Source organism: Acidovorax sp. GW823-FHT01C06 (assembly GCF_058798375.1).
The window spans coordinates 503,912-530,908 of the sequence record NZ_JBXAKN010000002.1 but is presented as its reverse complement, the minus strand read 5'-3'; the positions used below and the strand labels follow the sequence as shown (position 1 = coordinate 530,908).

23 protein-coding genes are annotated in these 26,997 nt (G+C 69.2%); 10 read left to right on the top strand and 13 right to left on the bottom strand.

Translation table 11 applies throughout. The features are described 5' to 3' along the window. Positions 1-3: 3 nt before the first annotated feature. The 3 genes from urtC to urtE all read left to right on the top strand — a co-directional run bounded on the left by urtC (position 4) and on the right by urtE (position 2,864). Positions 4-1,131, top strand: coding sequence for an urea ABC transporter permease subunit UrtC (gene urtC, locus AC1RCS_RS07990; RefSeq protein ID WP_492244219.1), 1,128 nt, complete (start codon positions 4-6; stop codon positions 1,129-1,131). Beyond that, positions 1,128-2,003: an urea ABC transporter ATP-binding protein UrtD gene (gene urtD, locus AC1RCS_RS07985; protein ID WP_218293584.1), complete on the top strand. Its 876-nt coding sequence runs from the start codon at positions 1,128-1,130 to the stop codon at positions 2,001-2,003. Before urtC ends, urtD begins: the two co-directional genes overlap by 4 nt. 168 nt (positions 2,004-2,171) lie before the next feature. After that, a complete protein-coding gene (gene urtE, locus AC1RCS_RS07980) occupies positions 2,172-2,864 on the top strand; it encodes an urea ABC transporter ATP-binding subunit UrtE (RefSeq protein WP_218341485.1) in 693 nt (230 codons plus the stop codon). 4 nt (positions 2,865-2,868) lie between these two features. On the opposite strand, the gene AC1RCS_RS07975 is transcribed toward urtE, so the two are convergent. Beyond that, positions 2,869-3,711, bottom strand: a complete 843-nt coding sequence (locus tag AC1RCS_RS07975; RefSeq protein WP_492244218.1) for a phosphatase PAP2 family protein — start codon at positions 3,709-3,711, stop codon at positions 2,869-2,871. 288 nt (positions 3,712-3,999) lie between these two features. On the opposite strand from AC1RCS_RS07975, the gene AC1RCS_RS07970 reads away from it, so the two are divergent. The 3 genes from AC1RCS_RS07970 (at position 4,000) to AC1RCS_RS07960 (ending at position 7,285) form a co-directional block, all read left to right on the top strand. After that, positions 4,000-5,079, top strand: a complete 1,080-nt coding sequence (locus AC1RCS_RS07970) for a diacylglycerol/lipid kinase family protein (protein WP_492244217.1) — start codon at positions 4,000-4,002, stop codon at positions 5,077-5,079. Between the two features lie 40 nt (positions 5,080-5,119). Then, positions 5,120-5,908: a metallophosphoesterase family protein gene (locus tag AC1RCS_RS07965; protein ID WP_492244216.1), complete on the top strand. Its 789-nt coding sequence runs from the start codon at positions 5,120-5,122 to the stop codon at positions 5,906-5,908. A gap of 291 nt (positions 5,909-6,199) precedes the next feature. Continuing rightward, entirely contained in the window at positions 6,200-7,285 is a 1,086-nt protein-coding gene (locus AC1RCS_RS07960) for an adenylate/guanylate cyclase domain-containing protein (RefSeq protein ID WP_218293589.1), read from the top strand. Between the two features lie 86 nt (positions 7,286-7,371). Here the strand turns inward: AC1RCS_RS07960 and AC1RCS_RS07955 are convergent, their stop codons facing one another. Then, positions 7,372-8,100, bottom strand: coding sequence for a haloacid dehalogenase type II (locus tag AC1RCS_RS07955; RefSeq protein WP_492244215.1), 729 nt, complete (start codon positions 8,098-8,100; stop codon positions 7,372-7,374). Between the two features lie 245 nt (positions 8,101-8,345). Between AC1RCS_RS07955 and AC1RCS_RS07950 the strand changes: the two genes are divergently transcribed. The 3 genes from AC1RCS_RS07950 (at position 8,346) to AC1RCS_RS07940 (ending at position 11,817) form a co-directional block, all read left to right on the top strand. Further along, a complete protein-coding gene (locus AC1RCS_RS07950) occupies positions 8,346-9,575 on the top strand; it encodes an MFS transporter (RefSeq protein ID WP_492244214.1) in 1,230 nt (409 codons plus the stop codon). Between the two features lie 134 nt (positions 9,576-9,709). Continuing rightward, positions 9,710-10,936 carry an alanine transaminase gene (gene alaC / locus AC1RCS_RS07945; RefSeq protein ID WP_492244213.1) on the top strand — a complete coding sequence of 409 codons (1,227 nt, stop codon included), beginning with the start codon at positions 9,710-9,712 and terminating at the stop codon, positions 10,934-10,936. A gap of 182 nt (positions 10,937-11,118) precedes the next feature. Beyond that, positions 11,119-11,817, top strand: coding sequence for an IPTL-CTERM sorting domain-containing protein (locus AC1RCS_RS07940; protein ID WP_492244212.1), 699 nt, complete (start codon positions 11,119-11,121; stop codon positions 11,815-11,817). Positions 11,818-11,925: 108 nt separating this feature from the next. Here the strand turns inward: AC1RCS_RS07940 and AC1RCS_RS07935 are convergent, their stop codons facing one another. From AC1RCS_RS07935 to AC1RCS_RS07890, 10 genes are all read right to left on the bottom strand, one after another. Beyond that, positions 11,926-12,756: an urease accessory protein UreD gene (locus AC1RCS_RS07935; RefSeq protein ID WP_492244211.1), complete on the bottom strand. Its 831-nt coding sequence runs from the start codon at positions 12,754-12,756 to the stop codon at positions 11,926-11,928. 96 nt (positions 12,757-12,852) lie between these two features. Then, positions 12,853-13,398, bottom strand: coding sequence for a nucleoside deaminase (locus AC1RCS_RS07930; protein WP_218293595.1), 546 nt, complete (start codon positions 13,396-13,398; stop codon positions 12,853-12,855). A 245-nt stretch (positions 13,399-13,643) separates the two neighbouring features. Then, positions 13,644-14,693 carry a patatin-like phospholipase family protein gene (locus AC1RCS_RS07925; RefSeq protein WP_492244210.1) on the bottom strand — a complete coding sequence of 350 codons (1,050 nt, stop codon included), beginning with the start codon at positions 14,691-14,693 and terminating at the stop codon, positions 13,644-13,646. A gap of 113 nt (positions 14,694-14,806) precedes the next feature. Then, entirely contained in the window at positions 14,807-15,574 is a 768-nt protein-coding gene (locus tag AC1RCS_RS07920; RefSeq protein WP_218293597.1) for an ABC transporter permease, read from the bottom strand. A gap of 20 nt (positions 15,575-15,594) precedes the next feature. Continuing rightward, positions 15,595-16,419: an ABC transporter ATP-binding protein gene (locus tag AC1RCS_RS07915; RefSeq protein WP_218293598.1), complete on the bottom strand. Its 825-nt coding sequence runs from the start codon at positions 16,417-16,419 to the stop codon at positions 15,595-15,597. A 217-nt stretch (positions 16,420-16,636) separates the two neighbouring features. Further along, positions 16,637-17,671 carry an ABC transporter substrate-binding protein gene (locus AC1RCS_RS07910; protein ID WP_218293599.1) on the bottom strand — a complete coding sequence of 345 codons (1,035 nt, stop codon included), beginning with the start codon at positions 17,669-17,671 and terminating at the stop codon, positions 16,637-16,639. Between the two features lie 351 nt (positions 17,672-18,022). Beyond that, positions 18,023-20,329 carry an NADP-dependent malic enzyme gene (locus AC1RCS_RS07905; protein ID WP_218293600.1) on the bottom strand — a complete coding sequence of 769 codons (2,307 nt, stop codon included), beginning with the start codon at positions 20,327-20,329 and terminating at the stop codon, positions 18,023-18,025. 375 nt (positions 20,330-20,704) lie between these two features. Next, positions 20,705-22,192 (bottom strand): nucleobase:cation symporter-2 family protein, encoded by a 1,488-nt coding sequence (locus AC1RCS_RS07900; RefSeq protein WP_218293601.1) that lies wholly within the window; start codon positions 22,190-22,192, stop codon positions 20,705-20,707. Between the two features lie 211 nt (positions 22,193-22,403). Continuing rightward, positions 22,404-23,093, bottom strand: coding sequence for a GntR family transcriptional regulator (locus AC1RCS_RS07895; protein WP_492244209.1), 690 nt, complete (start codon positions 23,091-23,093; stop codon positions 22,404-22,406). 37 nt (positions 23,094-23,130) lie between these two features. Then, positions 23,131-24,411, bottom strand: coding sequence for a C4-dicarboxylate transporter DctA (locus AC1RCS_RS07890; protein ID WP_218293603.1), 1,281 nt, complete (start codon positions 24,409-24,411; stop codon positions 23,131-23,133). A 243-nt stretch (positions 24,412-24,654) separates the two neighbouring features. On the opposite strand from AC1RCS_RS07890, the gene AC1RCS_RS07885 reads away from it, so the two are divergent. Continuing rightward, complete coding sequence (locus tag AC1RCS_RS07885; RefSeq protein ID WP_492244208.1) at positions 24,655-25,995, top strand: glycerate kinase type-2 family protein; 1,341 nt, start codon at positions 24,655-24,657, stop codon at positions 25,993-25,995. Positions 25,996-26,067: 72 nt separating this feature from the next. Here AC1RCS_RS07885 and AC1RCS_RS07880 read toward each other — a convergent pair whose 3' ends face one another. Then, positions 26,068-26,997 carry a LysR family transcriptional regulator gene (locus AC1RCS_RS07880; RefSeq protein ID WP_218293605.1) on the bottom strand — a complete coding sequence of 310 codons (930 nt, stop codon included), beginning with the start codon at positions 26,995-26,997 and terminating at the stop codon, positions 26,068-26,070.

Below are 26,997 nucleotides of genomic sequence, written 5' to 3'. Positions count from 1 at the left end.
GTTATGAATACCCCTGCTATCCAACTCCCCGCACCCGCTCCGCTGCTCACACGCAGCGGCTGGTCGGCCTTCATCGTGGCGCTCATCGTGGTGTGCGCCGTGGCACCCGTGCTCAACCTGTGGGTGCCGGCCGGCAGTGCGCTGCACCTGTCCGACTACGCCGTGGCGCTGCTCGGCAAGATCATGTGCTACGCCATCTGCGCGCTGGCCATGGACCTGATCTGGGGCTACACCGGCATCCTGAGCCTGGGCCATGGCCTGTTCTTCGCGCTCGGCGGCTATGTGATGGGCATGTACCTCATGCGCCAGATTGGCCGCGACGGCAACTACCAGAGCGACCTGCCCGACTTCATGGTCTTCCTCGACTGGAAGGAGTTGCCCTGGCACTGGATGCTGTCCGACAGCTTCGTCGCCACGCTCATCCTGGTGGTGGTCGTGCCCGGCATCGTGGCCTTCGTGTTCGGCTACTTCGCGTTCCGCTCGCGCATTAAGGGCGTGTATTTCTCGATCATCACGCAGGCCATGACGTATGCGGCCATGCTGCTGTTCTTCCGCAACGAGACGGGCTTTGGCGGCAACAACGGCTTCACGGATTTCAAGCGCATCCTGGGCCAGCCCATCGCCACGCAGAACATGCGCATGCTGCTGTTCGTGATGACGGGCGTCACGCTCTTGGTGTTCTTCCTGCTGGCGCGCTGGCTGGTGCGCAGCAAGTTCGGCAGGGTGCTGCAGGCGGTGCGCGATGCGGAGACGCGCGTCATGTTCTCGGGCTACTCGCCGCTGCCCTACAAGCTCACCATCTGGACCATCAGCGCCATGATGTGCGGCGTGGCGGGCGCGCTGTACGTGCCCCAGGTCGGCATCATCAACCCCGGCGAGATGAGCGCCGCCAACTCCATCGAGATCGCGGTGTGGGCCGCGGTGGGCGGCCGTGCCACGCTGATCGGACCCATCGTGGGCGCCTTCATCGTCAACGGTGCCAAGAGCTGGCTCACCGTGACGGCGCCGGAGTTCTGGCTGTATTTCCTCGGTGCGCTGTTCATCGCCGTGACGCTGTTCCTGCCCGATGGCGTGGTGGGCCTGGTGAAGAAGCTGAAGAAAAACAAGAAGACCGAAGGAGCCGCGCCATGACCCCCGATCTGATGGACGAAGGCGCAAGGCGCCTAGAGGCCAGGCTGGCGCCCGCCGCCCTGGGCCAGACCGAATCCGGTGGCCGGGCTGCAGGCTTCTCGCGCATCGCCACGCCCGGCGAGGTGGACATCACCCACGGCCGCATCCTGTACCTCGAAGACGTGAACGTGAGCTTCGACGGGTTCAAGGCCATCAACAACCTGAGCCTCGATATCGCGCCCGGCGAGCTGCGCTGCATCATCGGGCCCAACGGTGCGGGCAAGACGACGATGATGGACATCATCACCGGCAAGACGCGGCCCGACAGCGGCACGGTGTACTTCGGCTCGACCATCGACCTCTTGCGCCACAACGAGCCGGAGATCGCGAGCCTGGGGATAGGCCGCAAATTCCAGAAGCCCACGGTGTTCGAGCAGCTCAGCGTGTTCGAGAACCTGGAGCTGGCCTTGAAGACGCACAAGGGCGTGACGTCGAGCATGTTCTTCCGGCTGGATTCCGCGCAGTCGGACCGGCTGGCGGAGATCCTGCACACCATCCACCTGGCCGACAGCGTGGCGCGCATGGCAGGGAACCTGAGCCATGGGCAAAAGCAGTGGCTGGAGATCGGGATGCTGCTGATGCAGGACCCCAAGCTGCTGTTGCTCGACGAGCCCGTGGCGGGCATGACGGACGAGGAGACGGCGCGCACGGCAGAGCTGTTCCTCACGCTCAAGGGCAAGCACTCGCTGATGGTGGTGGAGCATGACATGGGGTTCATCCGCACCATTTCGGAGATCGTGACCGTGTTGTGCGACGGGGCGGTGCTGGCGCAGGGCACGCTGGACCAGGTGCAGGCGGATGAGCGGGTGATCGAGGTCTATCTGGGGCGGTGATGGAGGTTGCCTGTTCTCTTTTCCTGGCGGGCGGTGGGCTGTTGCGAAGGCTGGGGCCGGGGCGACTCTCGGAATCCGGACTCGGCACAGGCGCACCGAATGCTTCCAAATTCATAGCTGCTGGCGCTTGATGAACAAGCGCCAGAGGCCCAAAACACTCCAAGTACCATGCTCACCGTCCAGAACATCAACCAGTACTACGGCGGCTCCCACATCCTGCGTGATGTGAGCCTCACGGCGCAGGCCGGCAAGGTCACCGTGCTGCTCGGCCGCAACGGCGTCGGCAAGACCACGCTGCTCAAAAGCCTCATGGGCCTGGTTCCCATCAGGAGCGGGGGCATCACGTTCGACGGCAAGCCCATCGACAAGGCCACGCCGTACGACCGTGCCCGCGCAGGCATCGGCTTTGTCCCCCAGGGGCGCGAGATTTTCGGCCGCCTCACGGTGGAAGAAAACCTGCGCATGGGCCTGGCCTACAAGAGCGGCGCCACCCCCGTGCCGCCACACCTGTACGAGCTGTTCCCCGTGCTCAAGCAGATGCTCGGCCGCCGGGGCGGCGACCTTTCGGGCGGGCAGCAGCAGCAGCTGGCCATCGCCCGGGCGCTGGCGCCGGGGCCGCGCCTCTTGATCCTGGACGAGCCCACCGAGGGCATCCAGCCCAGCATCATCAAGGACATCGGCCGCGTGATCCGCATGCTGGCCGACAAGGGCGAGATGGCCATCCTGCTGTGCGAGCAGTACTACGACTTCGCGCAGGAGCTGGCCGACGACTACCTGGTGATGGAGCGTGGTGAGGTCATCGCGCGCGGCCCTGGCAGCGAGATGGAGGCCAAGGGCATCCGCAACCTCGTCGCGATCTGATGGCTCATGGCCGTTGCGCCGCAGCGCCGGGGGCGGGGCCGCGCCAGCGCGACACACTCTCCATGATCAGCACCGTGCACACCATCCAGGTGCCGCCCAGCAGCCAGCCCGCGAGCACATCGCTGGCGTAGTGCACATGCAGCACCACGCGGCTCCAGCCGGTGGTGAAGATGAACGCACCGGCCAGGAGCGCCGCGGGTGCGTGCCAGGGGCGGGGCAGCAGCCGCGTGGCCAGGTAGGCCAGCATCGCGTACGCCACCATCGACGCGCTGCTGTGGCCGCTGGGAAAGCTGTAGCCCTGGGCCTGGGCCACGCCGTGCACGTGCTCGGGCCGGACACGCTCGAACACCTCCTTGAGGACTTTGGTCAGGGCGCCGTTTCCCGCCATGGCGACGAACCAGCCCGTGGCCAGCAGCCGGTGCCGGCGCAGCCACAGCGCCAGGGCCACCACCAGCGTCAGCCCGGCCAGCACCCACGAGTCCCCCAGGTGGGTGAGCGCGGCGAACCAGCGCAGCACGGCGGTGTCCGCCTGCGCGCGCAGGCCGTCGGCAAGGGCGTCGTCCAGCACGCCCCAGCGGCCATCGGCGGCGCGCCCGCTGTCGGCCAGCTCCGCCATCGCGGCGCCCGCCAGCACCAGGGTGCAGGCCGACGCGCCCATCGCCGCAATCATCACCCAGCGCGCCCGTGCCGGCAGGAGCCGGCGCAGCGGCGGGGCCGCGCGGCGCAGGCCGCGCAGGCCCGCCAGGCCGCCCAGCCCCAGCAGCGCGAAGGCGAGCGTGCCCGCCCACCACCAGGCCATGGGGTGCTGCGCCAGCAGGGCGCCAATGTCGGATGCGGGGAGGGTCATGGGTTGCGGGCGGCGTCAGCTTCTTCTTCGCCAGGCTAGGAGGGAGCCCGCGTTTGTACCGGAGTTCCCAGCGGCCCTGCCGGGCATGGGTGAATCGTCGTGGCGCCGTGGCGCTGCCCCGGCCCTGTCGGCGGGCGCTGACAGGGCAAAGGCGTGGCTACCGGCTGCGCATGCGCTGCCCGCCCGCCATCATCGGACGACCGCACCGCAATCCCCGGCGCGCAGCCAGCACGGTGCCGGCCTGGCGCCCGGGTCCGGTGCCGCAGCCTGTTGCAGACCTTTCTCTTCATGACACCTTCAGAGCGTCCCGTCCCTGCCCGGCCCCACGGCCCCATCCACCTGGTGGTGCCCCGGCGCCCCGGCGCCGACCTGGAGCTGCTGCGCGCCAAGCTCGAGGGCGTCTCGGCCCTGCAGGCGCACAACCTGGTGTGGCACGTGCCGGACCAGCGCGGCGACATCGTGGCGCTGGCGGGCGAGGCGGCGCATGCCGCGCGCGCCGACGGTGGCCTGGTGGTGGCCGCAGGCGGCGACGGCACCATCAACGCGGTGGCCGCCGCGGTCCTGCGCCTGAGTGTGCCCATGGGGGTGGTGCCGATGGGCACCTTCAACTATTTCAGCCGCGAACACGGCCTGGCGCTGGACCCCGAGGTGGCCGTGCAGGATCTGCTGCAGGCCCTGCATGCGGGCGACATGCGCCCCGTGCAGGTGGGCTATGTGAACCGCCAGCTGTTCGTGGTCAACGCCAGTGTGGGCCTGTACCCCAAGCTGCTGGCCGAGCGCGAGAAGGCGTCGCGGCGCTTTGGCCGCTCGCGCCTGGTGGCCGTGGCGTCGGCGGTGTGGAGCATGTTCCGGCCCGCGGCCGGCCGCCGCTGGCGTGTGGTGATGAAGACCCACGAGGGCGCACGGGACCGCCAGGAGGAGCACCTGGTCACCACGCTGTTCGTGGGCAACAACCCGCTGCAGCTCGACCGCATGGGCCTGCCCCAGGCGCAGGTGGTGGCCGATGGCGGCAAGATGGCCGTCGTGCTGCTGCAGCCCCAGGGCCGCTGGGCCGTGGCGCGCACGGTGTGGAACGCGGCCACCGGCCAGCTCGACAGGGACGGCGCGGTGACCAGCGTGGCGTGCACGGAGCTGACGGTGGCCCCGGCCAGCTGGCGCCCGCCGCAGGTCAAGGTGGCTTTCGACGGGGAGCGCGCGTGGATGGCGCCGCCCCTGCATTTCCGGATCAGCGCGCGGCCGCTGTGGCTGGTGGCCTCGTCCACGCTGATCCGTGACGATGCCTCCGCGCCCGCGCCGCCGGCTGCCATGCCCGTGCAGCACGAAGGGGCGCCGGCCGCCCCTCCGGTGGAAGGGATGCTGCCGGCATGACGCAGCAGCCTGGCCGCCCAGCCCCGTTCGGAGAGTGCCCATGGACGTCCTGATGCACCTGTCGGATCTGCATTTCGGGGCGCACGATCCCGATGTGTGCGCCGCGGCCCAGCGGCTGGCGCAGCGGCTGGGGGTGTCGATGGCGGTGGTGTCGGGCGACCTCACGCAGCGCGCCACCGCCAGCCAGTTCGAGCAGGCCGGGCGTTTTGTGCAGGGCCTGCACGCCCGCTCCACCCTGGTGCTCGCGGGCAACCATGACCTGCCGCTGTTTGCCTGGTGGATGCGCTGGGGGCGGTCGTACGAGCGTTTCGCGAGCCAGTTCGGGGTGGACCACGAACCCGTGCGGCAGGCGGGCGCGTTCTATGTGGTGGGCGTCAACACCACGCGTGCCTGGCGGCATGAACGCGGCAGCCTGTCGTCTGCCCAGATCCACCATGTGGCCGACCTCCTGGCCCGCGCCCCCCCCGATGCCTGGCGCATCGTGGCCAGCCACCACCCCCTGGTGGCGCGCGATCCGGCCGACCGCGCGCACCGCCCCCACCGGGCCGACGAGGCCCTGCAGTGCTGGCGCTCCGCCGGTGCGCAGATGCTGCTGTCGGGCCACGCCCACCAGCCTGCGCTGCTCAACCCCCTGCCCGGGCTGTGGGCCAGCCACGCGGGCACCGCCGTGTCGTACCGCCTGCGCCACGGCAGCCCCAACAGCCTGGTGGTGCTGACGGTCGAGGCATCCGGGGCGGCGGAGGGCGGCTGGGCGCGCTATGCCGCCCGCTGGGACTACGACGCGGCGTCGGGTGAATTCCAGCGCGTGCTGCGGCAGACCGTGGGCTAGGGCGGACGGTCCCGGCTCCGTGGCCAGGAAAACTGTTGCTATATTTTTGATAGCTTCTGGCGCTTGAAGGGAAAGCGCCAGAGGCTCGAAACATCTGAAGTGGCCGCCGCGCGCAGCGGTGGGCGCGCATGCCCCCGCACGCGGGTGCAGGCGGCGGTGTGGGCGGGCAACGGGGTGTTTTCACCGGTTGACCGGCCGGAGGGCGCCACCTATTCTGGTGGCCTGGCGGGCGGGCCGTGCGGCGGATGCGGGGCCGGGCCGTGCCGCCGTTTTTGCAGCCTCTCGTCACTCATGCACAAAGAATTCAACCACGATGCGGTGCGCCGGCTGCAGGCGCTGATCGAGCGGGAGACCGGTGCGCCGCTGGGCGAAGGGGCGCAGGCCGAGATGGCGGCGATCCTGCGCGGCAGCGAATGCCCCGATGGCGCCGCCGCCGAAGGCCTGGCCGTGGCACCGCGCGAGGTCACCATCCTGCTGGCGGACCTGCGCGGCTTCACCGCGCTGTCGGGATCGCAGCCGGCGGCGGTGGTCATCGCGGCGCTCAACCGCTGTCTGGCGCGGCTGAGCGAGGTGGTGTTCAAGCACCAGGGCAGCATCGACAAGTTCATGGGCGACTCGATCATGGTGCTGTTCGGCGCGCCCATGGGGCGCGACGACGACGTGGACCGCGCGCTGCTGTGCGCGGTGGAGATGCAGATCGCCATGCGTGACCTGAATCTGGAGCACCTGCGCGAACGCCTGCCGCAGGTGTTTCTGGGCATTGGCGTGAACACCGGCAACGTGATGGCGGGGCGCTTCGGGTCGGAGCTGTATTCCGAATACACGGTCATCGGCGAAGAGGTGAACCTTGCCTCGCGCATCGAGGCCTTCAGCCTGCGCGGGCAGGTGCTGATCAGCGAGGCCACCTACCAGCGCTGCTGGGGCCTGGTGTCGGCCACCGCGCCCATGCAGGTGTACGTGAAGGGCCGTGTGCAGCCGGTGAGCCTGCGCGAGCTGGTGGCGATCCCCTCGCACAAGCTCAAGGTGCCGCGCCAGGAGTTCCGCCGCAGCCACCGCGTGGACACGCGCCTGCCCTGCCTGTGCCAGCGCATGCAGGACAAGATCATCGTGCCGCACATCGTGCACGCCGCCATCCGCGACATCGGCTACCACGGCCTGCTGATCGAGGTGGCGGAGCCGGTGGCGCTGCACAGCGAGGTGAAGGTGGAGTTCGACCTCACGCTCGTGGACTACCACGCCACCGACGTGTATGCGCGCGTGGTCACGCTCAAGCCCGAGCGCGAGCAGTGGCTGGCCGGGCTGGAGTTCACCTCGATCAGCCCCGAGTGCAACGCCAAGGTGCAGATGTTCGTGCAGCTGCTGGTGGCGGCGCGGTAGCCGCGGCCTGGGTCGGCAAGGATTCCGCGGGCGGCCTCGCTGGAACCGGCGCGGGGGCGGCGCCTGCGGGGTGGCACGCGCCGCTCTCAGCAGCCCAGCATCCGCGCCAGGTCGTGCAGGTCGGTGGCATGCAGATCGTTGCCGGGCTGGGGCGACCCGTCCTTGGGCCGGGCCTTGCCGAGTTCGTGCGGGCGCTCGATGTAGGCGGTGCGCAGGCCGCAGGCGCGTGCGGCCGCCAGGTCGTCGTGGTGGGTGGCCACCAACGCCACCTGTCCGGGCCGCAGGTCGAACACGCGCGCCACGCCCAGGTAGGCGTCGGGGCTGGGCTTGTAGGCCTTGAACACTTCCGCGCTCAGCACGCAATCCCACGGCAGCCCCGCGCGCTTGGCCATGTGCGTGAGCAGGCTGATGTTGCCGTTGGACAGCGTCGTGAGGATGAAGCGGGTTTTGAGCCGCGTGAGGCCAGCCACGCTGTCGGGCCACGGGTCCAGCCGCTGCCACACATGGTTCAGGTGCTGGCGCTCGGCCTCGGCCAGGTGGGCGAGGCCGAAGCGCGGCAGGATGCCGTCGAGGATGCCCCGGTGCAGCGCGTCGATGCGCGTCCAGCCCTGCTCGCCGCGCATCACCCGCGCCATGGCCGGCTGGTAGCCGCTGCGCCAGGCGATGGCGAACGCGTCGCCGTCGATGGCCGGGTACATCGCCTGCATCTCGCGCACGATGCTGCCGTGCCAGTCCACCACGGTGCCGAAGATGTCGAAGGCCAGCACCTTCACGCTGCTGGCGATGGGGTCTGCCGTGCTCTGGGTCGTCGTCATTCGCGGTCCTGGGTGGGGAGGAAGGAAGGGCGGGGTCGGGGCGCCAGCGTAGCAGCCTTGCGTGCTGGGCCGGTGCGCCGGGGTTGCACATGACCTCGCCCCTGCAGGGCGGCGCGGAGCGTGCTATGGTTACAAAAATCGGGTTTACCCCCGTAACTGCGTTTCTTCTCCGCCCCCGTCCATCGCCTGCGCCGCCCGCCGCCTGCCGGTGCAGCGCCCCTTTTGTTGCTGTTGTTCCTGCTGCCATGACCGCGCCCCTGACTCCCACGTCGTCCCTCGCCCACGCCCCGACCGACGACCGCACCCTGGTGCGCGCCGTGCTGGCCCTGGGGGTCGGCGGCTTTTCCATCGGCACGGGCGAATTCGTCATCATGGGCCTTCTGCCCGAGGTGGCGCGCGACATCGGCGTCAGCATTCCGCAGGCCGGCCACGTCATCAGCGCCTATGCGCTGGGCGTGGTGGTCGGTGCACCGGTGCTGGCCGTGCTGTGCGCCCACTGGGGGCGGCGCGCGCTGCTCATGGCGCTGATGGTGGGGTATGCGCTGGGCAACTTCGCATCGGCGCTGGCGCCGGGCTACCTGTCGCTCAGCGCCATGCGCCTGTTCACCGGTTTGCCGCACGGCACCTACTTCGGCGTGGCCGCCCTCGTGGCCGCGGCCCTGGCGCCACCGGGGCGCCGCGCGCGCGCCGTGGGCTGGGTCATGCTGGGGCTGACCACGGCCACCCTGGTGGGCGTGCCCATCGCGGCGGCCCTGGGCGAATACTTCGGCTGGCGCGCGGCGTTCGTTTTCGTGGGCCTGATCGCCGTGGCCGCCGTCGCCATGGTGCGCCTGTGGGTGCCCGACATGCCCGCATCGCACGGCGCCAGCCCCCTGCGCGAACTGGGCGCGCTGGCGCGCAAGCAGGTGTGGTTCACCCTGGGCATCGGCGCCATCGGTTTTGGCGGCATGTTCGCGGTGTTCAGCTACATCAAGCCCACGCTGCTGGAGGTGGCCGGCATGCCGCCCGCGCTCATGCCTTTCGTGCTCTCGCTCTTCGGCCTGGGCATGGTGGCGGGCAACATCGTGGGCTCGCGCATGGCCGACAAGGCCCTCATGCCCGCCATCGGCAAGGTGCTGCTGTGGTCCATCGCGGTGCTGGCGCTGTTCGTGCCCGCCGCCCACCACCCCGTCACCGCCGCGCTGGCCACCTTCTTCCTGGGCACGCTGGTCGCCATTGGCCCCGCGCTGCAGATCCGCCTGATGGACGTGGCGGGCGACGCGCAGACCCTGGCCGCCGCGCTCAACCACTCGGCCTTCAACGCCGCCAACGCGCTCGGTGCTTGGCTCGGCGGCGTGGCGATTTCCGCCGGCATGGGCTGGACATCCACTGGCTGGGTGGGCGTTCTGCTGGGCATCGGCGGCGTGGGCATGTTCGCGTGGTCGATGGGCAGCGAGCGGAACACGCAGCGCACCACGGCGGGCCTCAAGGCCTGAGCGTAGCGGCGGCGCTACAGCGCCGCCCTCTGCAGACCGGCCACCGCGTTCTGCGTTACAGTGAACGCGGGCCAACCCCATTGTTGGCCACGTCGCTCGGACGGTTCCGGGCGCTTACGTGAAAGTTCACCAGCATGTCTGCTTCTCAGGGCAAGCGCCGCTTTGCGCGCATCGATCGCCTTCCCCCCTACGTCTTCAACATCACGGCCGAGCTGAAACTGGCTGCCCGCCGCCGTGGCGAGGACATCATCGACATGAGCATGGGCAACCCCGATGGCGCGACCCCGCCGCACATCGTGGCCAAGCTCACCGAGGTGGCCCAGCGGCCCGACACCCACGGCTACTCCGCCAGCAAGGGCATCCCCCGCCTGCGCCGCGCCATCAGCCACTGGTACAAGGACCGCTACGCGGTGGACATCAACCCCGACACGGAAGCCATCGTCACCATCGGCTCCAAGGAAGGGCTGGCCCACCTGATGCTGGCCACGCTGGACCGGGGCGACACCGTGCTCGTGCCCGACCCGAGCTATCCCATCCACATCTACGGCGCGGTGATCGCCGGGGCCGACATCCGCAGCGTGCCCGTGGCGCCCGACGTGGATTTCTTCGCCGAGCTGGAGAAAGCCATCCGTGGCAGCTACCCCAAGCCCAAGATGATGATCTTCGGCTTTCCCAGCAACCCCACGGCGCAGTGCGTGGAGCTGTCGTTCTTCGAGCGCGTGATCGCCCTGGCCAAGAAGCACGACATCCTGGTGGTGCACGACCTGGCCTACGCCGACATCGTGTACGACGGCTACCGCGCCCCCAGCATCATGGAAGTGCCCGGCGCCAAGGATGTGGCGGTGGAGTTCTTCACCCTCTCCAAGAGCTACAACATGGCCGGCTGGCGCGTGGGCTTCATGGTCGGCAACCCCGACCTCGTGGCCGCGCTCGCGCGCATCAAGAGCTACCACGACTACGGCACCTTCACCCCCCTGCAGGTGGCCGCCATCGCCGCGCTGGAGGGCGACCAGCAGTGCGTGAAAGACATCGCCGCCCAATACCAGCGCCGCCGCGACGTGCTCTACAAGGGCCTCACGGAGTCGGGCTGGGCCGTGGACTGCCCCAAGGCCAGCATGTACATCTGGGCCCGCATTCCCGAGCCCTACCGCGCCCTGGGCTCCCTCGAATTCGCGCGCCAGCTGCTCGACAAGGCCAAGGTCTGCGTCTCGCCCGGCATCGGCTTCGGCGACCAGGGCGACGAGTACGTGCGCTTCGCCCTCATCGAGAACGAGGCCCGCATCCGCCAGGCGGTGCGCGGCATCCGCGCGATGTTCAAGGCCGATGGTTTGCTGAAGGTGCCTGCGGCCACGGCGGCCTGAGGCCTGCCGAAAACGCCCGCCGGGATGGCGGCTGCTTTCGAAGCGGGCTCCTGCGGGACGGGCCGCCGCTGATCGGGCGGCTTCATGGGGGCCCATCGGCGTATAGGTATTGCGGGCGAATGCCTATACGATCCCTCTCCTGTTGTTTCACAAAACGCGGAGGGGGGTCCATGAAGGAATGTATGAAGAATTGGCTCGCGGCGCTGGTGATGCTGTGCGCCGCAGCCGTGGCCCATGCGCAGCCCACGACCTACGTGGCCACGGCGACCGGCAACTACAACCTGTTCATCGATTTCACCCTGTGTGTGACGGGCCCCTGCCAGAACTTCAATACAAGCATGGGCGCATCAGGCTCGTTCACAACCTCCGCTCCGCTGGCGGCCAATCTCTCTGCCGCGAACGTGGCGCCCCTGGTCACGACCTTCAGCTTCTCGGATGGCATCAATACCTATTCCAGTGCAGACCCGGCCGTCCGCATCTTCTTTTTCAACGTATCCACCAACGCCTCCGGCGCCATCACCACCACGAACATCCGGATCCAGCGCTGGCTGACCGGAACCTCTCCCCATGTGCCGGGTGACCGGCATTCCTGGGTCTTGTTCCTGGCAACAGGGGAAGTCGACCACAACGCGCAGTGCCTCACCGTCGGCGCCTCGCCCGCGGGTGTGCCGGATTCATGCGTTCTCGTCCTGGGTGCCGACACCAGCCGGTCGCTGGCATTTGGTTCCGCCCGGGCCTGGGCCGTGGCGCCCTCTGCCGTCACCGCTGTTCCCACCCTGGCCGAATGGAGCCTGGCCCTGATGGCCGTGTTCATGGCGATTGCCGCCTTGGTGGCACTGCGCCATCGTTCCCGGGCCAGCGCAGGCTCCGTGCCCTCCTGACGGAACGCGGCCTGGCCCCGCCGGGCGCAGCACTGCGGCCGGGTTTCGGCCCTGCCGTGTGTGCCGCCCTGGACAGGCCGGGCCAGCAGGCCTGCAGGCCTGCTGGCCCTACATGGCCCAGATGCGGGGCGCTTCGCCCTCCAATTTCCACAGCACCTCCCGCCAGGCCATGCGCACGGCCTTGAGCAACTGCATCGCGGGCTCCACCTGTGGCGCCAGCACGCGCAGCACGACCATCTGCGCATTGGGGCTGGTGGCGCCGGCGCTGGCCTGGAGTGCATGGCCGTCCACCACGGCGCGCGCGGCGTCCAGGGCGGCGTCGCGGCGGGGGCGGTCCAGCGGGGTGCCGGCGGCAAAGAACAGGCTGGCCAGGCAGCGGTGCCCCGCCAGGCCCAGGGGACTGTTCAGCAGGCGCTGGTCGGCCGCGTCGATCACGCCGCGCTCCAGCCACAGGCCGGGCACTTCGAGGTGCTGTGCGAAGCGGCCGGTGTCGAACGGCTGGTTGGCGTGGGGCAGGCCCAGGGCCGTGACGTCCCAGCCCATGCATTCGGCGCCGGGGGCGAGGTTCAGCGTGAGGTGGTTCTCGGCATTGCAGGCGCTGTAGCACAGCGCCTCCAGCGGCAGCCATTCGAGCCGGGCACCCTCGGCCAGGGTGAGGTGGCTGCGCTGCAGCGCCAGCGGGCCGGTGGATCGGTAAAAGCGCGTGGCGCCCGGTGTGGTGACGAGGCCGTGCGCGCCCGGGCCCACGGTGGCGGTGATGTCCAGCGTGTCGCCGCCCACCAGTCCGCCGGGCGGATGCACCAGCACGTTGTGGCAAATCGCGTCGCCTTCGGGGTACAGGCTCTGCAGGATGCGCAGCGGTCCGCTGTGCTCATGGCGCGCCACGGTGCGGGCGTTTTCTACCGAGTAGGTCAGCTGCAGGCGCGCGTGCCAGGGCATGGTGCGGGTGTCTTTTGCTATTAAATAAGTAGCTGATTATGCCCCGTGGGCAAGCGGTGGCGGCCCAGGTGCCGGGCCCTGGCGAAGCCTTCTCGTTCAGGACGACCAGAACCCCACGTGTGGCGCGCTGGCTTCGGCCACGAGGGCGGGGCCGATGCATTCGATGAAACGGGGCGACGCCGCCAGCACGTCGCGCCCCGAGAGGGCTGCTGCTGCCGCTGCTGCCGCATAGGCCTGCCGGGAGCGGGGCACCTGCAGGGCGTGCAGGCGCGCCGCGTCGATGCCGAACACCACGCGGCCGATGCCCGACCAGAAGATGGCGCCCGCGCACATCACGCACGGCTCTGCCGAGGTGTAGAGCGTGGCACCCGCCAGCGTGTCGCGGTCCACGCGCGCGCTGATCTGGCGCACGGCATTGGTTTCGGCATGGCCGGTGCAGTCGCCCGTTTCGGCGGTGTTGCAGTACGCCTCGGACAGCAGCTCGCCCTGCGCGCCGATCACCACCGCGCCAAACGGCGGGTTGCCGCGCGCGCGGGCACGGCACGACCACGCGATGGCCTGGCGCAGGTACACGCCGTCGTTGGCGGCAAGGGCGGCTGCTTCGCCGGGCTGGGGGGGCGCTGCGGACATGAGGGCAGGCATGGGCTGTCTCCGGGCATGGTGTGTTGCGCCCAGCGGCATGCATGGGGCATGCCAAGAACATTGTGTGACATGTGTGCATGGCTTTCGCCGTGCTGCCCGAGGCGCGGGGCGGTCCCCGGTGGCGCGGTGGGGGTGTGGTGGGCACGCCGCAGCAAGGAGCCGTTCCCGTGACGTGGGCGATACCGTACCGGGCGCGCATGTCGCGCAGCGGGGCCGGGCCCTCGGGGGCCTGCCGGGCCGGCGGGCTACCTGCCGGGCGCGGGGCAGGGGTCGTCCAGCCCCGCCATGCCCGCCAGCCTTTGCAGGCGCGAGCGGTTGTCCAGGCAGGACTTGTACTCGGCCTCCAGGACCTTTTGCTGGGCTTGCTGCGCCGCGCGGGCGCGCTCGGCCTGTAGCTGCGCGATGCGTTCGCGGATCTGCGGCATGGCGGCCAGGGCGGCCTTCTCGCCTTCCAGGATCGCGCCGGCGCGCTGGCTGAAATCCGCCGGGCCGATGTCCAGCACCTTGGGGCTGATGATGACGTCGGCGCGTGCCAGTTCGGCCTGGCCCAGCTTCTGGCCCATGATGGCGATCGACTGGTTCAGCGCGCCCAGCATGTTGCCTGGCGACTGGCCCCGGGCCTTGTTGGAGATGTCCACGGCGACCACGATGTCCGCGCCCAGCTGGCGCGCCGCATCCACAGGCACGGGGCTCACGATGCCGCCGTCCACGAAGTGGTACTTGCCGATGGTGACCGGCTGGAACACGCCCGGCACGCTGCTCGAGGCGCGCACGGCCTGGCCCGTGTTGCCGCGCGAAAACACGGTGCGCTCGCCGTCCTCGAGCCGGGTGGCCACCACCACGAAAGGCTTGGCCATTTGCTCCAGGGGCTTGCGGCGCACCTGCTCGTTGACGTAGTCCTCGAGCTTCTGGCCAAGCACCAGACCGCCGGACGACAGCTGCAGGTCGCGGATCTTGGCTTCGTCGAGCGCCACGGCTTTTTCCTGCATCTCGAACGCATTCATGCCGCTGGCGTACAGCGCGCCCACCACGCTGCCCGCGCTGGTGCCGGAGACGACGGCGGGGGCGAAGCCATTGGCTTCCAGCATCTTGATCACGCCGATGTGCGCGAAGCCCTTGGCGGCGCCCCCGCCCAGGGCGATGCCCACCTTGATGGGCGCGCCTGGGGATGGGGTGCCGGTGGCGGCCGCGCCCTGTGCGGGCGTGGCGGGCTGTTGCGGGGGCGTGCCGCCGCACGCCGCGAGGCCCAGGCAACCCATAAGCGCCAGGGGGCGCAAAAAGACTTCCAACCGCATGCCAAGGAATCCTGTTGTCGACGGGGCGGCGAGTATAGCGGCAGGCTGTAAAGAAGAGAGGCGCTGCCCGTGGCGCCGGGGCCTTGCACGCCGCTACCGGCGCGGCCGGGCCTTCACTCTCCCTGCGAGCCCCGGTGGGCCCAGCCGGTGGTGCGCTTTTCAACCCAGCTGAACAGTTCGTACATCACCATCGCCATCGCGCCCACCACCATCAGGCCGGCGAACGCCAGGCCCATCTGCATGGAGGAGCCCGCGCTGATCAGCAGGTAGCCGATGCCTTCGTTGGCGGCGGTCATCTCGCTCACCGTGGTGCCCACGAAGGCCAGCGTGATCGCCACCTTGAGAGAGCCGAAGAAGTAGGGCATGGAGCGCGGCAGGCCGACCTTGGTGAGCACGTCCCAGCGCCTGGCGCCCAGCACGCGCAGCACGTCTTCGAGTTCGGGCTCCAGCGTGGCCAGGCCGGTGGCGATGTTGACCATGATCGGGAAGAAGCTGATGAGGAACGCCGTGAGGATGGCCGGCCCCACGCCGATGCCGAACCACACCACCAGGATGGGCACGAACGCCGCCTTGGGCAGCGCGTTGAAGGCGGTCATCAGTGGATAGACCGCCGCGTAGGCGATGCGCGAACTGCCGATCACGAAGCCCAGCAGCACCCCCACCACGATGGCGATGCCAAAGCCGGCCATGGTCACCCAGAAGGTGCGCCATGCGTGGCCCGCGATGACGCCGCCGAACTCGACCAACTGGGTGGCGATGGCCCAGGGGCTGGGGAAGATGAACTCGGACACGTTGAAGGCCGAGCAGATGATCTGCCAGAGCAGGATGATCGCGACCAGCAGGATCCAGGGAGACCAGCGTTCTACGGTTTTCTTGTGCATGGAAACAGGCTCGGATCAATCTATTGCTGGAGGGGCGCGCCGGCCTTGCGCAGGGCGCCGATGTGGCCGCGCAGCTCGTGCACGATGTCGGTGAATTCCTTGGTGTAGGTGATCTCCAGCTCGCGCGGGCGCGGCAGCTCGATCTCCTTCCTGACGACGAAGCGGCCCGGGCTCTTGCTCATCACGTACACCGTGTCGGCCAGGAAGACCGACTCGCGCAGGTCGTGGGTGACCAGGATCACGTTGAACCGCTGTTCGGTCCACAGGTCGCGCAGGATGCACCAGAGCTCCTCGCGCGTGAACGCGTCGAGCGCGCCGAAGGGCTCGTCGAGCAGCAGCATCTTGGGCTCGTGGATGAGCGCGCGGCAGATGCTGGCGCGCTGCTGCATGCCGCCCGACAGCTGCCAGGGGAACTTGTCCTCGTAGCCGGCCAGGCCCACCTTCTGCAGCAGGCGGCGCGCGCGCTCCTCGTACTCCTTGCGCTTTTGCTTGAAGCTGCTGCGGTACGGCTCCACGATCTCCAGCGGCAGCAGCACGTTGTCCACCGTGGTGCGCCAGGGCAGCAGCGAAGGGGCCTGGAAGGCCATGCCCGAGATCTTGAGCGGGCCGGTCACGGGCTGGCCGTCGATGAGGATCTTGCCCATCGACGGCATCTTCAGGCCCGTGGCCAGCTTCATGAAGGTGGACTTGCCGCAGCCCGAAGGACCGACGATGGCGATGAACTCGCCGCGCCGCACCTGCAGGTCGATGGCCTCGACGGCGAAATGGTTCTGCGCGCGCAGCTCGTCGTTGTAGGCGAGCCAGACGTCACGAAAATCCACGAAATAGGAATCGGCAGCCTGCATCAGGTGTCCGTAAATAAAGGTTGCGCACCGGGCCGGGCGAGCGGCCCATGCATTTCAGTTTTCAATAGCGCCGAGCGCCACCCACACCGCACGAAACTGGCGAGGCTCAAGCCAGCGCCCCCGTGCAAGGGCCGCCCCGCCGCATGGGGGCGGCCCCCTCCGGGATTGCGAAGCCATGTGAGAGAGGGGAAAGGCGCGAAGCGACTCAGGGGGTGTTTCACTTCTTGGGCAGGATGTTCAGCTCGGCCGCGCCGGGCAGGAAGCTGGCGTTCCACACATCGTCGGCGTTCACGCGCGTCTTGGTGTTGAACGCATCCGACACCTGCGAGGCCATCAGCGACAGGCGGCCGGGCTTGGCCTGGCCAAAGCCCTCGGCGCGCGCGTCGGGGCTGTTGATCACGGTGTCGATGGCCAGTTGCAGGCGGCGCGTTTCCAGCGGCACGTTCACGATGCCGTCGCGCGCCTTCACGTGCTCGATGGCCGCCCCGGGGTTGGCGATCACTTCCTTGGCGCCCTTGGCGAAGGCCGAGAGGAAGGCCTTGATGGCCGCGGGGTTCTCCTTGATGAGCTTCGGCGACGCGATGATCACGTTGCCGTAGAGCTTCACACCGAAGTCGGCATAGGGCAGCACCACCACGTCGGCCGCCTTGGCGCCACGCGCCTCCAGGTTCAGGAGCGAGGTGAAGGTGAAGCCGGTGATCGCGTCCACGTCGCCGCGCACCAGCATGGTCTCGCGCAGGGGTGGGTCCATGGCGGTCCATTGCACGCTGCCGATGGCGTTGGCCTTCTGGAAGATGGGGAACGCGCGGCGGCCCGCGTCGAACACGGGTGCGCCCAGCTTCTTGCCGGCCAGGTCGGCCGGCTTGGCGATGCCGCTCTTCTTGAGCGCCATCACGGAGGCGGGCGTGTTGTTGTAGACCATCATCACCGCCACGGGCTTGTTCTGCGCGTCGGGGTTGTTGGCGTGGAACTCCATCACGGCGGCCAGGTCGGCAAAGCCCATGTCGTAGGTGCCCGAGGCCACGCGCTGCACGGCGCCGCCCGAGCCGTTGCCGGCATCCACCGTCACATCCAGGCCCGCCGCCTTGAAGTAGCCCTTGGCCACGGGCTGCAGGAAGAGCGCGGCGGGGCCTTCAAAGCGCCAGTCGAGCTGGAACTTGATCGGCGTGGGCGTTTGCGCCTGGGCCAGCGAGAACAGGCCGGTGGCGGCCATCATCAGCACGGTGGTTTGCAAGAACGAGCGTTTTTTCATGGGGGCTCCTGTCAGAAGACGGCAAGGGACGCGGCGAGCGAAGAACAAGGACGAAGAAAGAAGAACAAGAAGGGCAGGCGAGAGGGACGGGCAACACGGCGACCGACCGGTGGGGCCGGGCGCGCGGGGCCCATGCCGTCAGGGTCAGCAAAAACGATGCCCGCTTTGGTGGTTGTAATGTCAGGCAGCGGACCATTGTTCACCGAAGCGGTGCGGGCGCGCATGCAGGGTTTCCCGAAATGGTGCGCCGCAGGCACACCCGCCGGCCGCTCCGGCGCTGACGGCCCCGCCACGGTGCATGCCGGGGGGGCTGGCAGGCGCCGCGGGCATTGCACCCGCGGCGCGGTGCCCTTACTTGGGGCGTGCCGCCGCGCTGGCCACGGCCAGCGCCGTCATGTTGAACACGCGGCGCACGGTGGCGGCGGGGGTGAGGATGTAGGCCGTGGCCGCACCGCCCATGAGGATGGGGCCCACGGTCACGCCGCCGCTGGTCGTGGTCTTGAGCACGTTGTAGAGGATGTTGGCCGCGTCCAGGTTGGGGCAGATCAGCAGGTTGGCCGAATCGGTGAGCGTGGAGTCCGCCATGTAGGCGTTGCGGATGTTGGGCTCCAGCGCGGCATCGCCATGCAGTTCGCCGTCGCATTCGATCCCGGGGTGGGCGGCCACGAACAGGTCGCGCGCCTCGCGCATCTTGCGGGCCGAGGCGCGCTTGGACGAGCCATAGCTGGAGTGCGACAGGAAGGCGACCTTGGCCGGCAGGCCAAAGCGTTGCACCTCCTGCACCGACATCCAGGCGATGTCCGCCAGCTGCTGGGCCGTGGGGTTCTCGTTCACATAGGTGTCGGCGATGAAGAGCGTGCCCCGGTTGGTCATCAGCGCGTTGAGCGCGGCGTAGTCGTTCACGCCCTCCTCGCGGCCCAGGATGCTGTGGATGCGTTCCAGGTGCGTTTCATAGGTGCCCACCAGGCCGCAGATCATGGCGTCGGCATCGCCCAGCGCGACCATCAGCGAGGCGATGATGGTGTTGGAGCGGCGCACGGCGGCCTTGGCCACCTCGGGCGTGGCGCCGTTGCGCTTCATGAGCTGGTGGTAGTGCTCCCAGTACTGGCGAAACCGGGGGTCGTCCTCGGGGTTGCACACTTCCACGTCCTGTCCCAGGCGCATGCGCAGGCCGGCCTTCTCGATGCGGGCGGCGATGACGGCGGGGCGGCCGATCAGGATGGGCACGGCGATCTTGTCGTCGATGGCCATCTGCGCGGCACGCAGCGCGCGCTCGTCCTCGCCGTCGGCATAGGCCACGCGCTTTTGCGCGTCCGGCAGGGCCTTGGCCGCGTTGATCACGGGGCGCATCAGCATGCCGGTCTGGTAGACGAAGCGCGACAGGGCCTCCTTGTAGGCCTCCATGTCGGTGATGGGGCGCGTGGCCACGCCCGATTCGGCCGCGGCCTTCGCCACCGCGGGCGCGATCTTGAGGATCAGGCGCGAGTCGAACGGCGTGGGGATCAGGTAGTCCGGGCCGAAGGTGAGCTCCTTGCCCGCATAGGCGCTGGCCACCTCTTCGCTGATGTCGGCCTTGGCCAGGTCGGCGATCTGGCGCACGCAGGCAAGCTTCATCGCCTCGGTGATCTTCGTGGCGCCGCAGTCGAGCGCGCCCCGGAAGATGTAGGGGAAGCACAGGACGTTGTTGACCTGGTTGGGATAGTCCGAGCGGCCCGTGGCGATGATGCAGTCGGGGCGAATGGCCTTGGCGAGTTCGGGGCGGATCTCGGGCTCGGGGTTGGCCAGGGCCAGGATGATGGGTCTGTCGGCCATCGTCTTGACCATCTCGGCCGTGAGCACGCCGGGGGCCGAGCAGCCCAGGAAGACATCCGCGCCGTGGACGGCGTCGGCCAGCGTGCGCGCGTCGGTCTTCTGGGCGTAGCGCGCCTTGGATTCGTCGTAGCCGCCGGGGCGGCCTTCATAGATCACGCCCTTGGAGTCGCACATGAAGATGTTTTCCACCTTCACGCCCAGGCCCACCATCACGCCCACGCAGGCAATCGCGGCCGCGCCCGCGCCCGAGACGGCGATCTTCACCGCGCCGATGTCCTTGCCCACCAGCTCCAGGCCGTTGAGCAGCGCGGCGCTGGAGATGATGGCCGTGCCGTGCTGGTCGTCGTGGAAGACGGGAATGTTCAGCCGGTCGGACAGCTGCTTTTCGATGTAGAAGCACTCGGGAGCCTTGATGTCCTCGAGGTTGATGCCGCCCAGCGTGGGTTCCAGCGCGGCGATGATCTCCACCAGCTTGTCCGGGTCGCGCTCGGCCAGTTCGATGTCGAACACGTCGACGCCCGCGAACTTCTTGAACAGGCAGCCCTTGCCCTCCATCACCGGCTTGCCGGCCAGCGGGCCGATGTCGCCCAGGCCCAGCACGGCGGTGCCGTTGGTGATCACGCCCACGAGGTTGCCGCGCGAGGTGTAGTCGAACGCCTTGGACGGGTCGGCCTGGATGTCCAGGCAGGGGTAGGCCACGCCGGGCGAGTACGCCAGCGACAGGTCGCGCTGGTTGGACAGGGGCTTGGTGGGAGTGACCGAAATCTTGCCCCGGCTGGGGTTGCGGTGGTACTCGCGCGCGGCGTCGCGCAGGGCCTCTTCGGCGGCGGAAAGTGTCTGGGTCATACGGAAATCCTGGAGATGCTCAGCAAAATGCCAAATGAGCTTACCCCATGGCAGGAGGCGCCGGAATGGGGGTTAATGCCTTCATTGCATGGAATCCGCCCCTCGCGGGATGCCGGCCGCCCGGACGCGCGCCGGGCCCGTGGAGGGCCCGCGCAGCGGCAGGGGCAGCGCGGGCCGGGTGTGGGCGGGGCTTGCGCGGGCTGCGGGCTTCCACGTCGCCACCGTGCACGCCGTTGCGGAGGCACTCTGCGTGGCGCGTTCGGCCGCCCATTCCACCTGCCTTGGTCACAGGTGTTTTGCTGCGGCGGGGCCCGGCTGCCCGATGCCGCCGGCCCGCCCCGGCGCCGGGGTGGAGCGCGGCCGCGGGCCCCTCCATCAATGTGCGTCGGCCTGGCGGGCCGCATTCACGGCGGCCGAGGTGTCGCGGCTGGCGCCATTGAAGAACACATTCAGCGCCACGGCCGTGATCGAGGCCAGCAGGATGCCGGATTCGATGAGGGGGTGGATGGCGTGTGGCATCCACTGGCGGAAGTTGGGAGCGATCAGCGGGATCATGCCCACGCCGATCGACACAGCCACGATCATGGCGTTGAAGCGGTTGTTCTTGAAGTCCACGCCGCCCAGGATGCGGATGCCCGTGGCGGCCACCATGCCGAACATCACCAGGCCCGCACCCCCCAGCACCATGGTGGGCAGGGACTCCACCAGCGCCGCCATCTTGGGCAGCACGCCCAGCACGATGAGGATCACGCCGCCCGCCACGCAGACAAAGCGGCTCTTGACGCCCGTGACCGCCACGAGCCCCACGTTCTGCGAGAAGCTGGTGTACGGAAAGGTGTTGAAGATCCCGCCCAGCAGCGTGCCCAGGCCGTCGGTGCGCAGTCCGCGCGTGAGCGCGTTCTGGTCGATCTTGCGGTCGGTCATCTCGCCCAGCGCCAGGAACATGCCCGTGGATTCGATCATCACGACGATCATCACGAGGGTCATCGTCAGGATCAGGATGGGGTCGAACACGGGGCTGGCGATCTCGAACGGCAGGACCAGGTCGAACCACTGGGCCTTGGCCACCTTCTCGAACGACATCAGCCCCATGGCCACGGCCACCACGGCGCCGATGACGATGCCCAGCAGCACCGAGATGTTGGCGATGAACCCCTTGGCGAACTTGGCGATCAGCAGGATGGAGACCAGCACCAGGGCCGAAATGCCGACGCCCGTGAGGTCCGCGTAGCGCGGGTTGGGCACCGTGGGCACCACGGCGAATCCCTTGGGGACGGGGGGCAGCGACGAGCCCGGAGCGCCCGCCGCGGACTGCATCTCGGTGAGCCACTTGAGGTGCTCGGGGTTCACCATGCTGGGGGCCGTGGGGCCCACCGGGTTGCCAAAGATCCAGTTGATCCCCACGCGCATGAGGCTGATGCCGATGGTGGCAATGATGGTGCCGGTGACCACGGGGGGGAAGAACCGCAGCATGCGGCTGACCAGGGGCGCGATCAGGATCGAGATGACCCCCGCGCCGATCACCGATCCGAAGATCAGCCCGGCGCCGGCCGTGCCGCCCGTGCTCTGCGCCATCGACACCATGGGCGCGACGGAGGCGAAGGTCACGCCCATCATCACCGGCAGCTGGATGCCGAACCAGCGCGACGCGCCCAGGGCCTGGATCAGGGTGACGAGCCCGCAGACGAACAGGTCCGCCGAGATGAGCTTGGCCACCTGGTCGGGAGTGAGGTTGAGGGCCCGGCCCACGATGAGGGGCACGGCCACGGCGCCGGCATACATCACCAGCACGTGTTGCAGGCCCAGGGCCGTGAGCCGGCCCACCGGCAAATGTTCGTCCACGGGATGTACGGGCGGGTGCATGGGAGGTTCCTTTGGGTTGACGGGGGTGTGGGGATTCAGGGGTGGAGACGGCGCATCAGATGGTGCACAGTTGTCCATACAAAAATCGTATACACATTAGCCCGGCCGTTGATCAAGGTAAACCCTAGGGCGTGCCAGGGCCTCGCGCGCCGCACGAAAAAAAGGAGCGGTCGGCCGGGGCCGCCGCAAGGGAGGGGGGGCGGCCCGGCCGCTAGGGACCGGCCGGCGCGCGCTTGCCCAGCGGTGTGAGCGAGTCGCGCAGGCGGTCCCTCACCAGGGGCTCGGTGGGGTTCAGCGCGCCTTCCACATGGCCGATGTGCGTGAGCATGCGTTCGCGCGCCAGGGCGGTGTCGCCGGCCTCCAGCGCCTGCACGATGGCCGCGTGTTCGGCGCAGGACTGGCTCGCCTCGTGCCGCGACTGGTAGAGCGACGCCGCCAGCGTGGTGCGCGCCGTGAGGTCGCGCAGGATGTCGCTGAGGCTGCGGTGGCCCATCGCCTCGGCCAGGCAGACATGGAAGTCCGCCAGCAGGAAGGCGCGCGTCGCGGCGTCGGCGCCCTCGATGGCCTGCTGTTCCTGCGCGATGTGGGCGCGCAGGCGGCGCGTCACGGCCTGCAGCGGCCGGCCCGCGTCCGCCAGGATGCCCGACTCGATGATGCGCCGTGCCGAGAAGGCATCGCGCGCGTCCTCCACCGAGGGCTCCACCACATACCAGCCCCGGCGCGGGCGCACCTCGACGAAGCCGCGCGCCTGCAGCTGCATGAGGGCTTCGCGCACCAGGGTGCGGCTCACGCCGAAGAGATCGGCCAGTTCCTGCTCGCCCAGGCGCTCGCCCGGGGCGAGCTTCTGGGCGAGGATGGATTCCACCACCTGCTGGGTGATCTGGGTCTGGTTGATGCTCATGGCCGGATTGTCGCGTGGTGGGGGGGGCGGGGCCCTGTCAGGCGCGCGGCAGCGGCGGCTCGCGGCCGTCCAGCACGGCGTGGGCCCGTTCGCGGTCGATGTCGCCTTCCCAGGCCGCCACGGCCACGGTGGCCACGCAGTTGCCGATCAGGTTGCCCAGGGCGCGGGCGATGCCCATGAACCAGTCCACCGACAGCACCAGCACGAGGCCGATGGCCGGGATGGCGGGAATCGCCTGCAGCGTGGCGGCCAGCACCACGATGGCCGAGCCCGGCACGCCGTGCGCGCCCTTGGACGTGACCAGCGAGATCGCCAGGATGGTGAGCAGGTCGGCCATCGAGATCGGCGTGTTCGTGGCCTGGGCGATGAACACGGCGGCCAGCGTGATGTAGATCGAGAAAGCGTCCAGGTTGAACGAATAGCCCGTGGGGATGACCAGGCCCACGGTCGAATCGCGGATGCCCAGGTGCTTGAGCTTGGCCATGATCTGCGGCAGCACGCTGTCCGACGAGGTGGTGGCGAACACCACGGCCAGCTCCTCGCGCAGGTAGCGCAGCAGCTTGAACAGGCTGAAGCCCGAGAAACGCATGATGAGGCCCAGCACCACCACCACGAACAGGAACACCGCCGCATAGAACAGCACCACCAGCATGCCCAGCTGCTTGAGCGAGCCGATGCCGTACTTGCCCACCGTGAAGGCGATGGCGCCCAGCACGCCCAGCGGCGCCAGCTTGATGATCAGGCCCATGGTCTTGAAGAGCACGTGCGACAGGTCTTCGATGAGGGTGGTGACCCGCGCGCCGCGCTCGCCCATCAGCGCCAGCGCGCAGCCGAAGACGATGGAGAACAGCAGCACCTGCAGCACGTCGCCATTGGCGAAGGCGCTCACGGCCGTGGTGGGGATGAGCTTGAGCAAGAAGTCGCTGAAGCCGCCGCCGGTGAGCTTGCTCGCGTTTTCCGCATAGGCGCCCATGGCCTTGGGGTCGAGCGCCTTGGGGTCGATGTTCATGCCCACGCCGGGTTCGAACCAGAACGCGAGCGCCAGGCCGAGCACCAGCGCGATGGACGTGACGACCTCGAAGTAGATCAGCGACTTGACGCCCACGCGGCCCACGCGCCTGAGGTCGCCTGTGCCGGCGATGCCGTGCACCACCACGCAAAAGACGATGAGCGGAATCAGCATCTTGATGAGCTTGATGAAGCCGTCGCCCAGGGGCTTGAGCTGCACGGCGGTATCGGGCCAGAACAGCCCGACGGCCACGCCGGCAATCAGGGCCAGGATCACCCGGCCAAACAGGGAGTTGAGGAAGCGGAGCATGGGAAACCCTTTGAAAAGGAAGGAACTAGCATGGCGATCAATCTTGCATACAAGAACTGTAGACAAGTTCGGCCGCCCGGAACATGGGGTTATCTCGGGCTGGGGCCTGCCCGGGAAGGGGCCTCAGTGCGCCCGCACGGGTGCGTGGAGCCCTGCCGCCAGCGTGGGCGGTTGAAGTTCTTTTGACTTGCGCGCGGGGTATCGCCGGGCGTGGTGCGCCACAATCGCCCGCGGAGACCACCCATGACCCGCAACGACCCCGTGCCCGATCCCGTCCGCCAGGGCGGAGACTTCCTCGAATACCTGTACCGCGTGGCCGTGCGCCGCGCGCTGCCGCTGCACAACACCGCAGCTTTCCTGCCCGCGCCGCCCAGCCGCGAGAGCGGCGGCCGCACCCTGGTGCTGGGCGCGGGCAAGGCCGGTGGCGCCATGGCGCAGGCCGTGGAGGCGCTGTGGCCCGCCGACGCGCCGCTGTCGGGCCTCGTGGTCACGCGCTACCACCACACGCCGCCGCGCCCCGAGGGGCTGGCGCAGCGCATCGAAGTGGTGGAGGCCGCCCACCCCGTGCCCGACGCGGCGGGCCTGGCCGCCGCGCAGCGCATGCTCGAATGCACCCGGGGGCTGACCGGGAACGACCTCGTGCTGTGCCTGATCTCGGGCGGCGGCTCGGCCCTGCTCACGCTGCCGGCCGAGGGCCTGACGCTCGAGGACAAGCAGCGCATCAACAAGGCGCTGCTGGAGAGCGGCGCCGCCATCGACGAGATGAACTGCGTGCGCAAGCACCTCTCGCGCATCAAGGGCGGGCGCCTGGCGGCGGCCTGCGCGCCAGCGCGCGTGGTCACGCTCACCATCAGCGACGTGCCGGGCGACGACCCCTCGGTCATCGCCAGCGGCCCCACCGTGCCCGACGCCACGACCTGCGCGGACGCGCTGGCCATCCTGGCGCGTTATCGCATCGACATCCCCGACAGCGTGCGTGCCGCGCTGGAGGCGGGTGATCTGGAAACCCCCAAACCCGGCGACGCCGTGTTCGCAGGCCATGCCGTGCACATGACGGCCACGCCGCAGCAGTCGCTGGAGGCCGCGGCCGAGGCCGCGCGTGCGGCGGGCGTGCCGGCCTACATCCTCTCGGACGAGATCGAGGGCGAATCGCGCGAGGTGGGCAAGGTGCACGCCGCGCTGGCCCGCGCCGTGGCGCGCCACGGCCAGCCGTTCGCGCGGCCCTGCGTGATCCTCTCGGGCGGCGAGACCACCGTCACCGTGCGGCAGCGGCCACCTGGCGCCCCCAGGGGCCGGGGCGGCCGGGCGGGCGAGTTCTGCATGGGGCTGGCGCAGGCGCTGCAAGGGCAGGCGGGCGTGTGGGCGCTGGCGGCGGACACGGACGGCATCGACGGCGTGGAAGACAACGCCGGTGCCCGCGTCGCGCCCGACACCCTGGCGCGCGCTGCCGCGCAGGGCCTCTCCGTCACGGACCACCTGGACCGCAACGATGCCTATGGCTACTTCGATGCGCTGGGCGACCTCGTCATCACGGGGCCCACGCACACCAATGTCAACGACTTCCGGGCGATCCTGATTTTGTAGCGGCTCGCGCTTGCCCTGCCTGGGTTTCAAGCAAGAAATGCTTGAAACCGTTGACTGGCAAGCGCGGGCAGCTCACTTTTTTGACAAGCCTTCGCGCGGCAAGGACGCCACCCAGTCCTTGCCGAAGCGCCCCTGCAAAAACGCGACGAAGGCCTGCACCTTCTGCGGCACCAGGCGCGGCGACGGGTACACCGCGTGGATCTCCTGCTCGGGCAGGCGGCAGGTCTTGAGCACCTCCACCACGCGCCCGGCGGCCAGCGATTCGACCGCCACGTAGTGCGGCAGCGCCGCGATGCCCATGTGCGCGCGCGCCGCCGCCAGCAGGGCCGAGAGGTTGTTGGAGCGCAGCCGCCCCGTGACGGGCACCGACACCGCCTCGCCGCTCGCATTGCGCAGCCGCCACAGGTCGTTGCCCTGCACGCTGCTGTAGATCAGCGTGGCGTGGTCCTTCAGGTCCGACGGTCGGCGCGGCGTGCCGTGGCGGCGCAGGTAGGTGGGCGAGGCCACCAGCACCCAGGGGTTCATGCCCAGCGTGCGCGCACCCAGGGCCGAGTCGGCGAGCTTGCCCAGGCGGATCGCCACGTCGATGCCCTGGGCCACCAGGTCGGTATAACGGTCCTCGAAGCTCAGGTCCAGCTGCACCTGCGGGTTCTGCGCCATGAACTCCAGCGCCAGCGGCACCACCACGCGCCGCCCGAACGCGACCGAGCTGCCCACGCGCAGCTGGCCGTGCACCTGTGTCTGGCGCACGCGCACCACGCTCTCGGCCTCGGCCACATCGGTCACGATGGCCTTGCACTTTTCGTAGTACAGCGCGCCGGGCTCGGTCAGGCTCACGCCGCGCGTGTTGCGGTTGAGCAGCCGCACCTTCAGGTGCGCCTCCATGGCGGCGACCTGCTTGGTCACCGTGGGCTGCGTGGTGGCGAACTCCCGCGCCACCTTGGTGAAGCTGCCGGTCTCCACCACGCGCACGAACATCTGCATGGCATCGAGGCGGTCCAT

What these genes read in the sequence shown, in the direction of transcription:
- urtC (WP_492244219.1), top strand. Translation starts at nt 4, where the DNA reads ATGAATACCCCTGCTATCCAACTCCCCGCACCCGCTCCGCTGCTCACA.
- urtD (WP_218293584.1), top strand. Translation starts at nt 1,128, where the DNA reads ATGACCCCCGATCTGATGGACGAAGGCGCAAGGCGCCTAGAGGCCAGG.
- urtE (WP_218341485.1), top strand. Translation starts at nt 2,172, where the DNA reads ATGCTCACCGTCCAGAACATCAACCAGTACTACGGCGGCTCCCACATC.
- AC1RCS_RS07975 (WP_492244218.1), bottom strand. Translation starts at nt 3,711, where the DNA reads ATGACCCTCCCCGCATCCGACATTGGCGCCCTGCTGGCGCAGCACCCC.
- AC1RCS_RS07970 (WP_492244217.1), top strand. Translation starts at nt 4,000, where the DNA reads ATGACACCTTCAGAGCGTCCCGTCCCTGCCCGGCCCCACGGCCCCATC.
- AC1RCS_RS07965 (WP_492244216.1), top strand. Translation starts at nt 5,120, where the DNA reads ATGGACGTCCTGATGCACCTGTCGGATCTGCATTTCGGGGCGCACGAT.
- AC1RCS_RS07960 (WP_218293589.1), top strand. Translation starts at nt 6,200, where the DNA reads ATGCACAAAGAATTCAACCACGATGCGGTGCGCCGGCTGCAGGCGCTG.
- AC1RCS_RS07955 (WP_492244215.1), bottom strand. Translation starts at nt 8,100, where the DNA reads ATGACGACGACCCAGAGCACGGCAGACCCCATCGCCAGCAGCGTGAAG.
- AC1RCS_RS07950 (WP_492244214.1), top strand. Translation starts at nt 8,346, where the DNA reads ATGACCGCGCCCCTGACTCCCACGTCGTCCCTCGCCCACGCCCCGACC.
- alaC (WP_492244213.1), top strand. Translation starts at nt 9,710, where the DNA reads ATGTCTGCTTCTCAGGGCAAGCGCCGCTTTGCGCGCATCGATCGCCTT.
- AC1RCS_RS07940 (WP_492244212.1), top strand. Translation starts at nt 11,119, where the DNA reads ATGAAGAATTGGCTCGCGGCGCTGGTGATGCTGTGCGCCGCAGCCGTG.
- AC1RCS_RS07935 (WP_492244211.1), bottom strand. Translation starts at nt 12,756, where the DNA reads ATGCCCTGGCACGCGCGCCTGCAGCTGACCTACTCGGTAGAAAACGCC.
- AC1RCS_RS07930 (WP_218293595.1), bottom strand. Translation starts at nt 13,398, where the DNA reads ATGCCTGCCCTCATGTCCGCAGCGCCCCCCCAGCCCGGCGAAGCAGCC.
- AC1RCS_RS07925 (WP_492244210.1), bottom strand. Translation starts at nt 14,693, where the DNA reads ATGCGGTTGGAAGTCTTTTTGCGCCCCCTGGCGCTTATGGGTTGCCTG.
- AC1RCS_RS07920 (WP_218293597.1), bottom strand. Translation starts at nt 15,574, where the DNA reads ATGCACAAGAAAACCGTAGAACGCTGGTCTCCCTGGATCCTGCTGGTC.
- AC1RCS_RS07915 (WP_218293598.1), bottom strand. Translation starts at nt 16,419, where the DNA reads ATGCAGGCTGCCGATTCCTATTTCGTGGATTTTCGTGACGTCTGGCTC.
- AC1RCS_RS07910 (WP_218293599.1), bottom strand. Translation starts at nt 17,671, where the DNA reads ATGAAAAAACGCTCGTTCTTGCAAACCACCGTGCTGATGATGGCCGCC.
- AC1RCS_RS07905 (WP_218293600.1), bottom strand. Translation starts at nt 20,329, where the DNA reads ATGACCCAGACACTTTCCGCCGCCGAAGAGGCCCTGCGCGACGCCGCG.
- AC1RCS_RS07900 (WP_218293601.1), bottom strand. Translation starts at nt 22,192, where the DNA reads ATGCACCCGCCCGTACATCCCGTGGACGAACATTTGCCGGTGGGCCGG.
- AC1RCS_RS07895 (WP_492244209.1), bottom strand. Translation starts at nt 23,093, where the DNA reads ATGAGCATCAACCAGACCCAGATCACCCAGCAGGTGGTGGAATCCATC.
- AC1RCS_RS07890 (WP_218293603.1), bottom strand. Translation starts at nt 24,411, where the DNA reads ATGCTCCGCTTCCTCAACTCCCTGTTTGGCCGGGTGATCCTGGCCCTG.
- AC1RCS_RS07885 (WP_492244208.1), top strand. Translation starts at nt 24,655, where the DNA reads ATGACCCGCAACGACCCCGTGCCCGATCCCGTCCGCCAGGGCGGAGAC.
- AC1RCS_RS07880 (WP_218293605.1), bottom strand. Translation starts at nt 26,997, where the DNA reads ATGGACCGCCTCGATGCCATGCAGATGTTCGTGCGCGTGGTGGAGACC.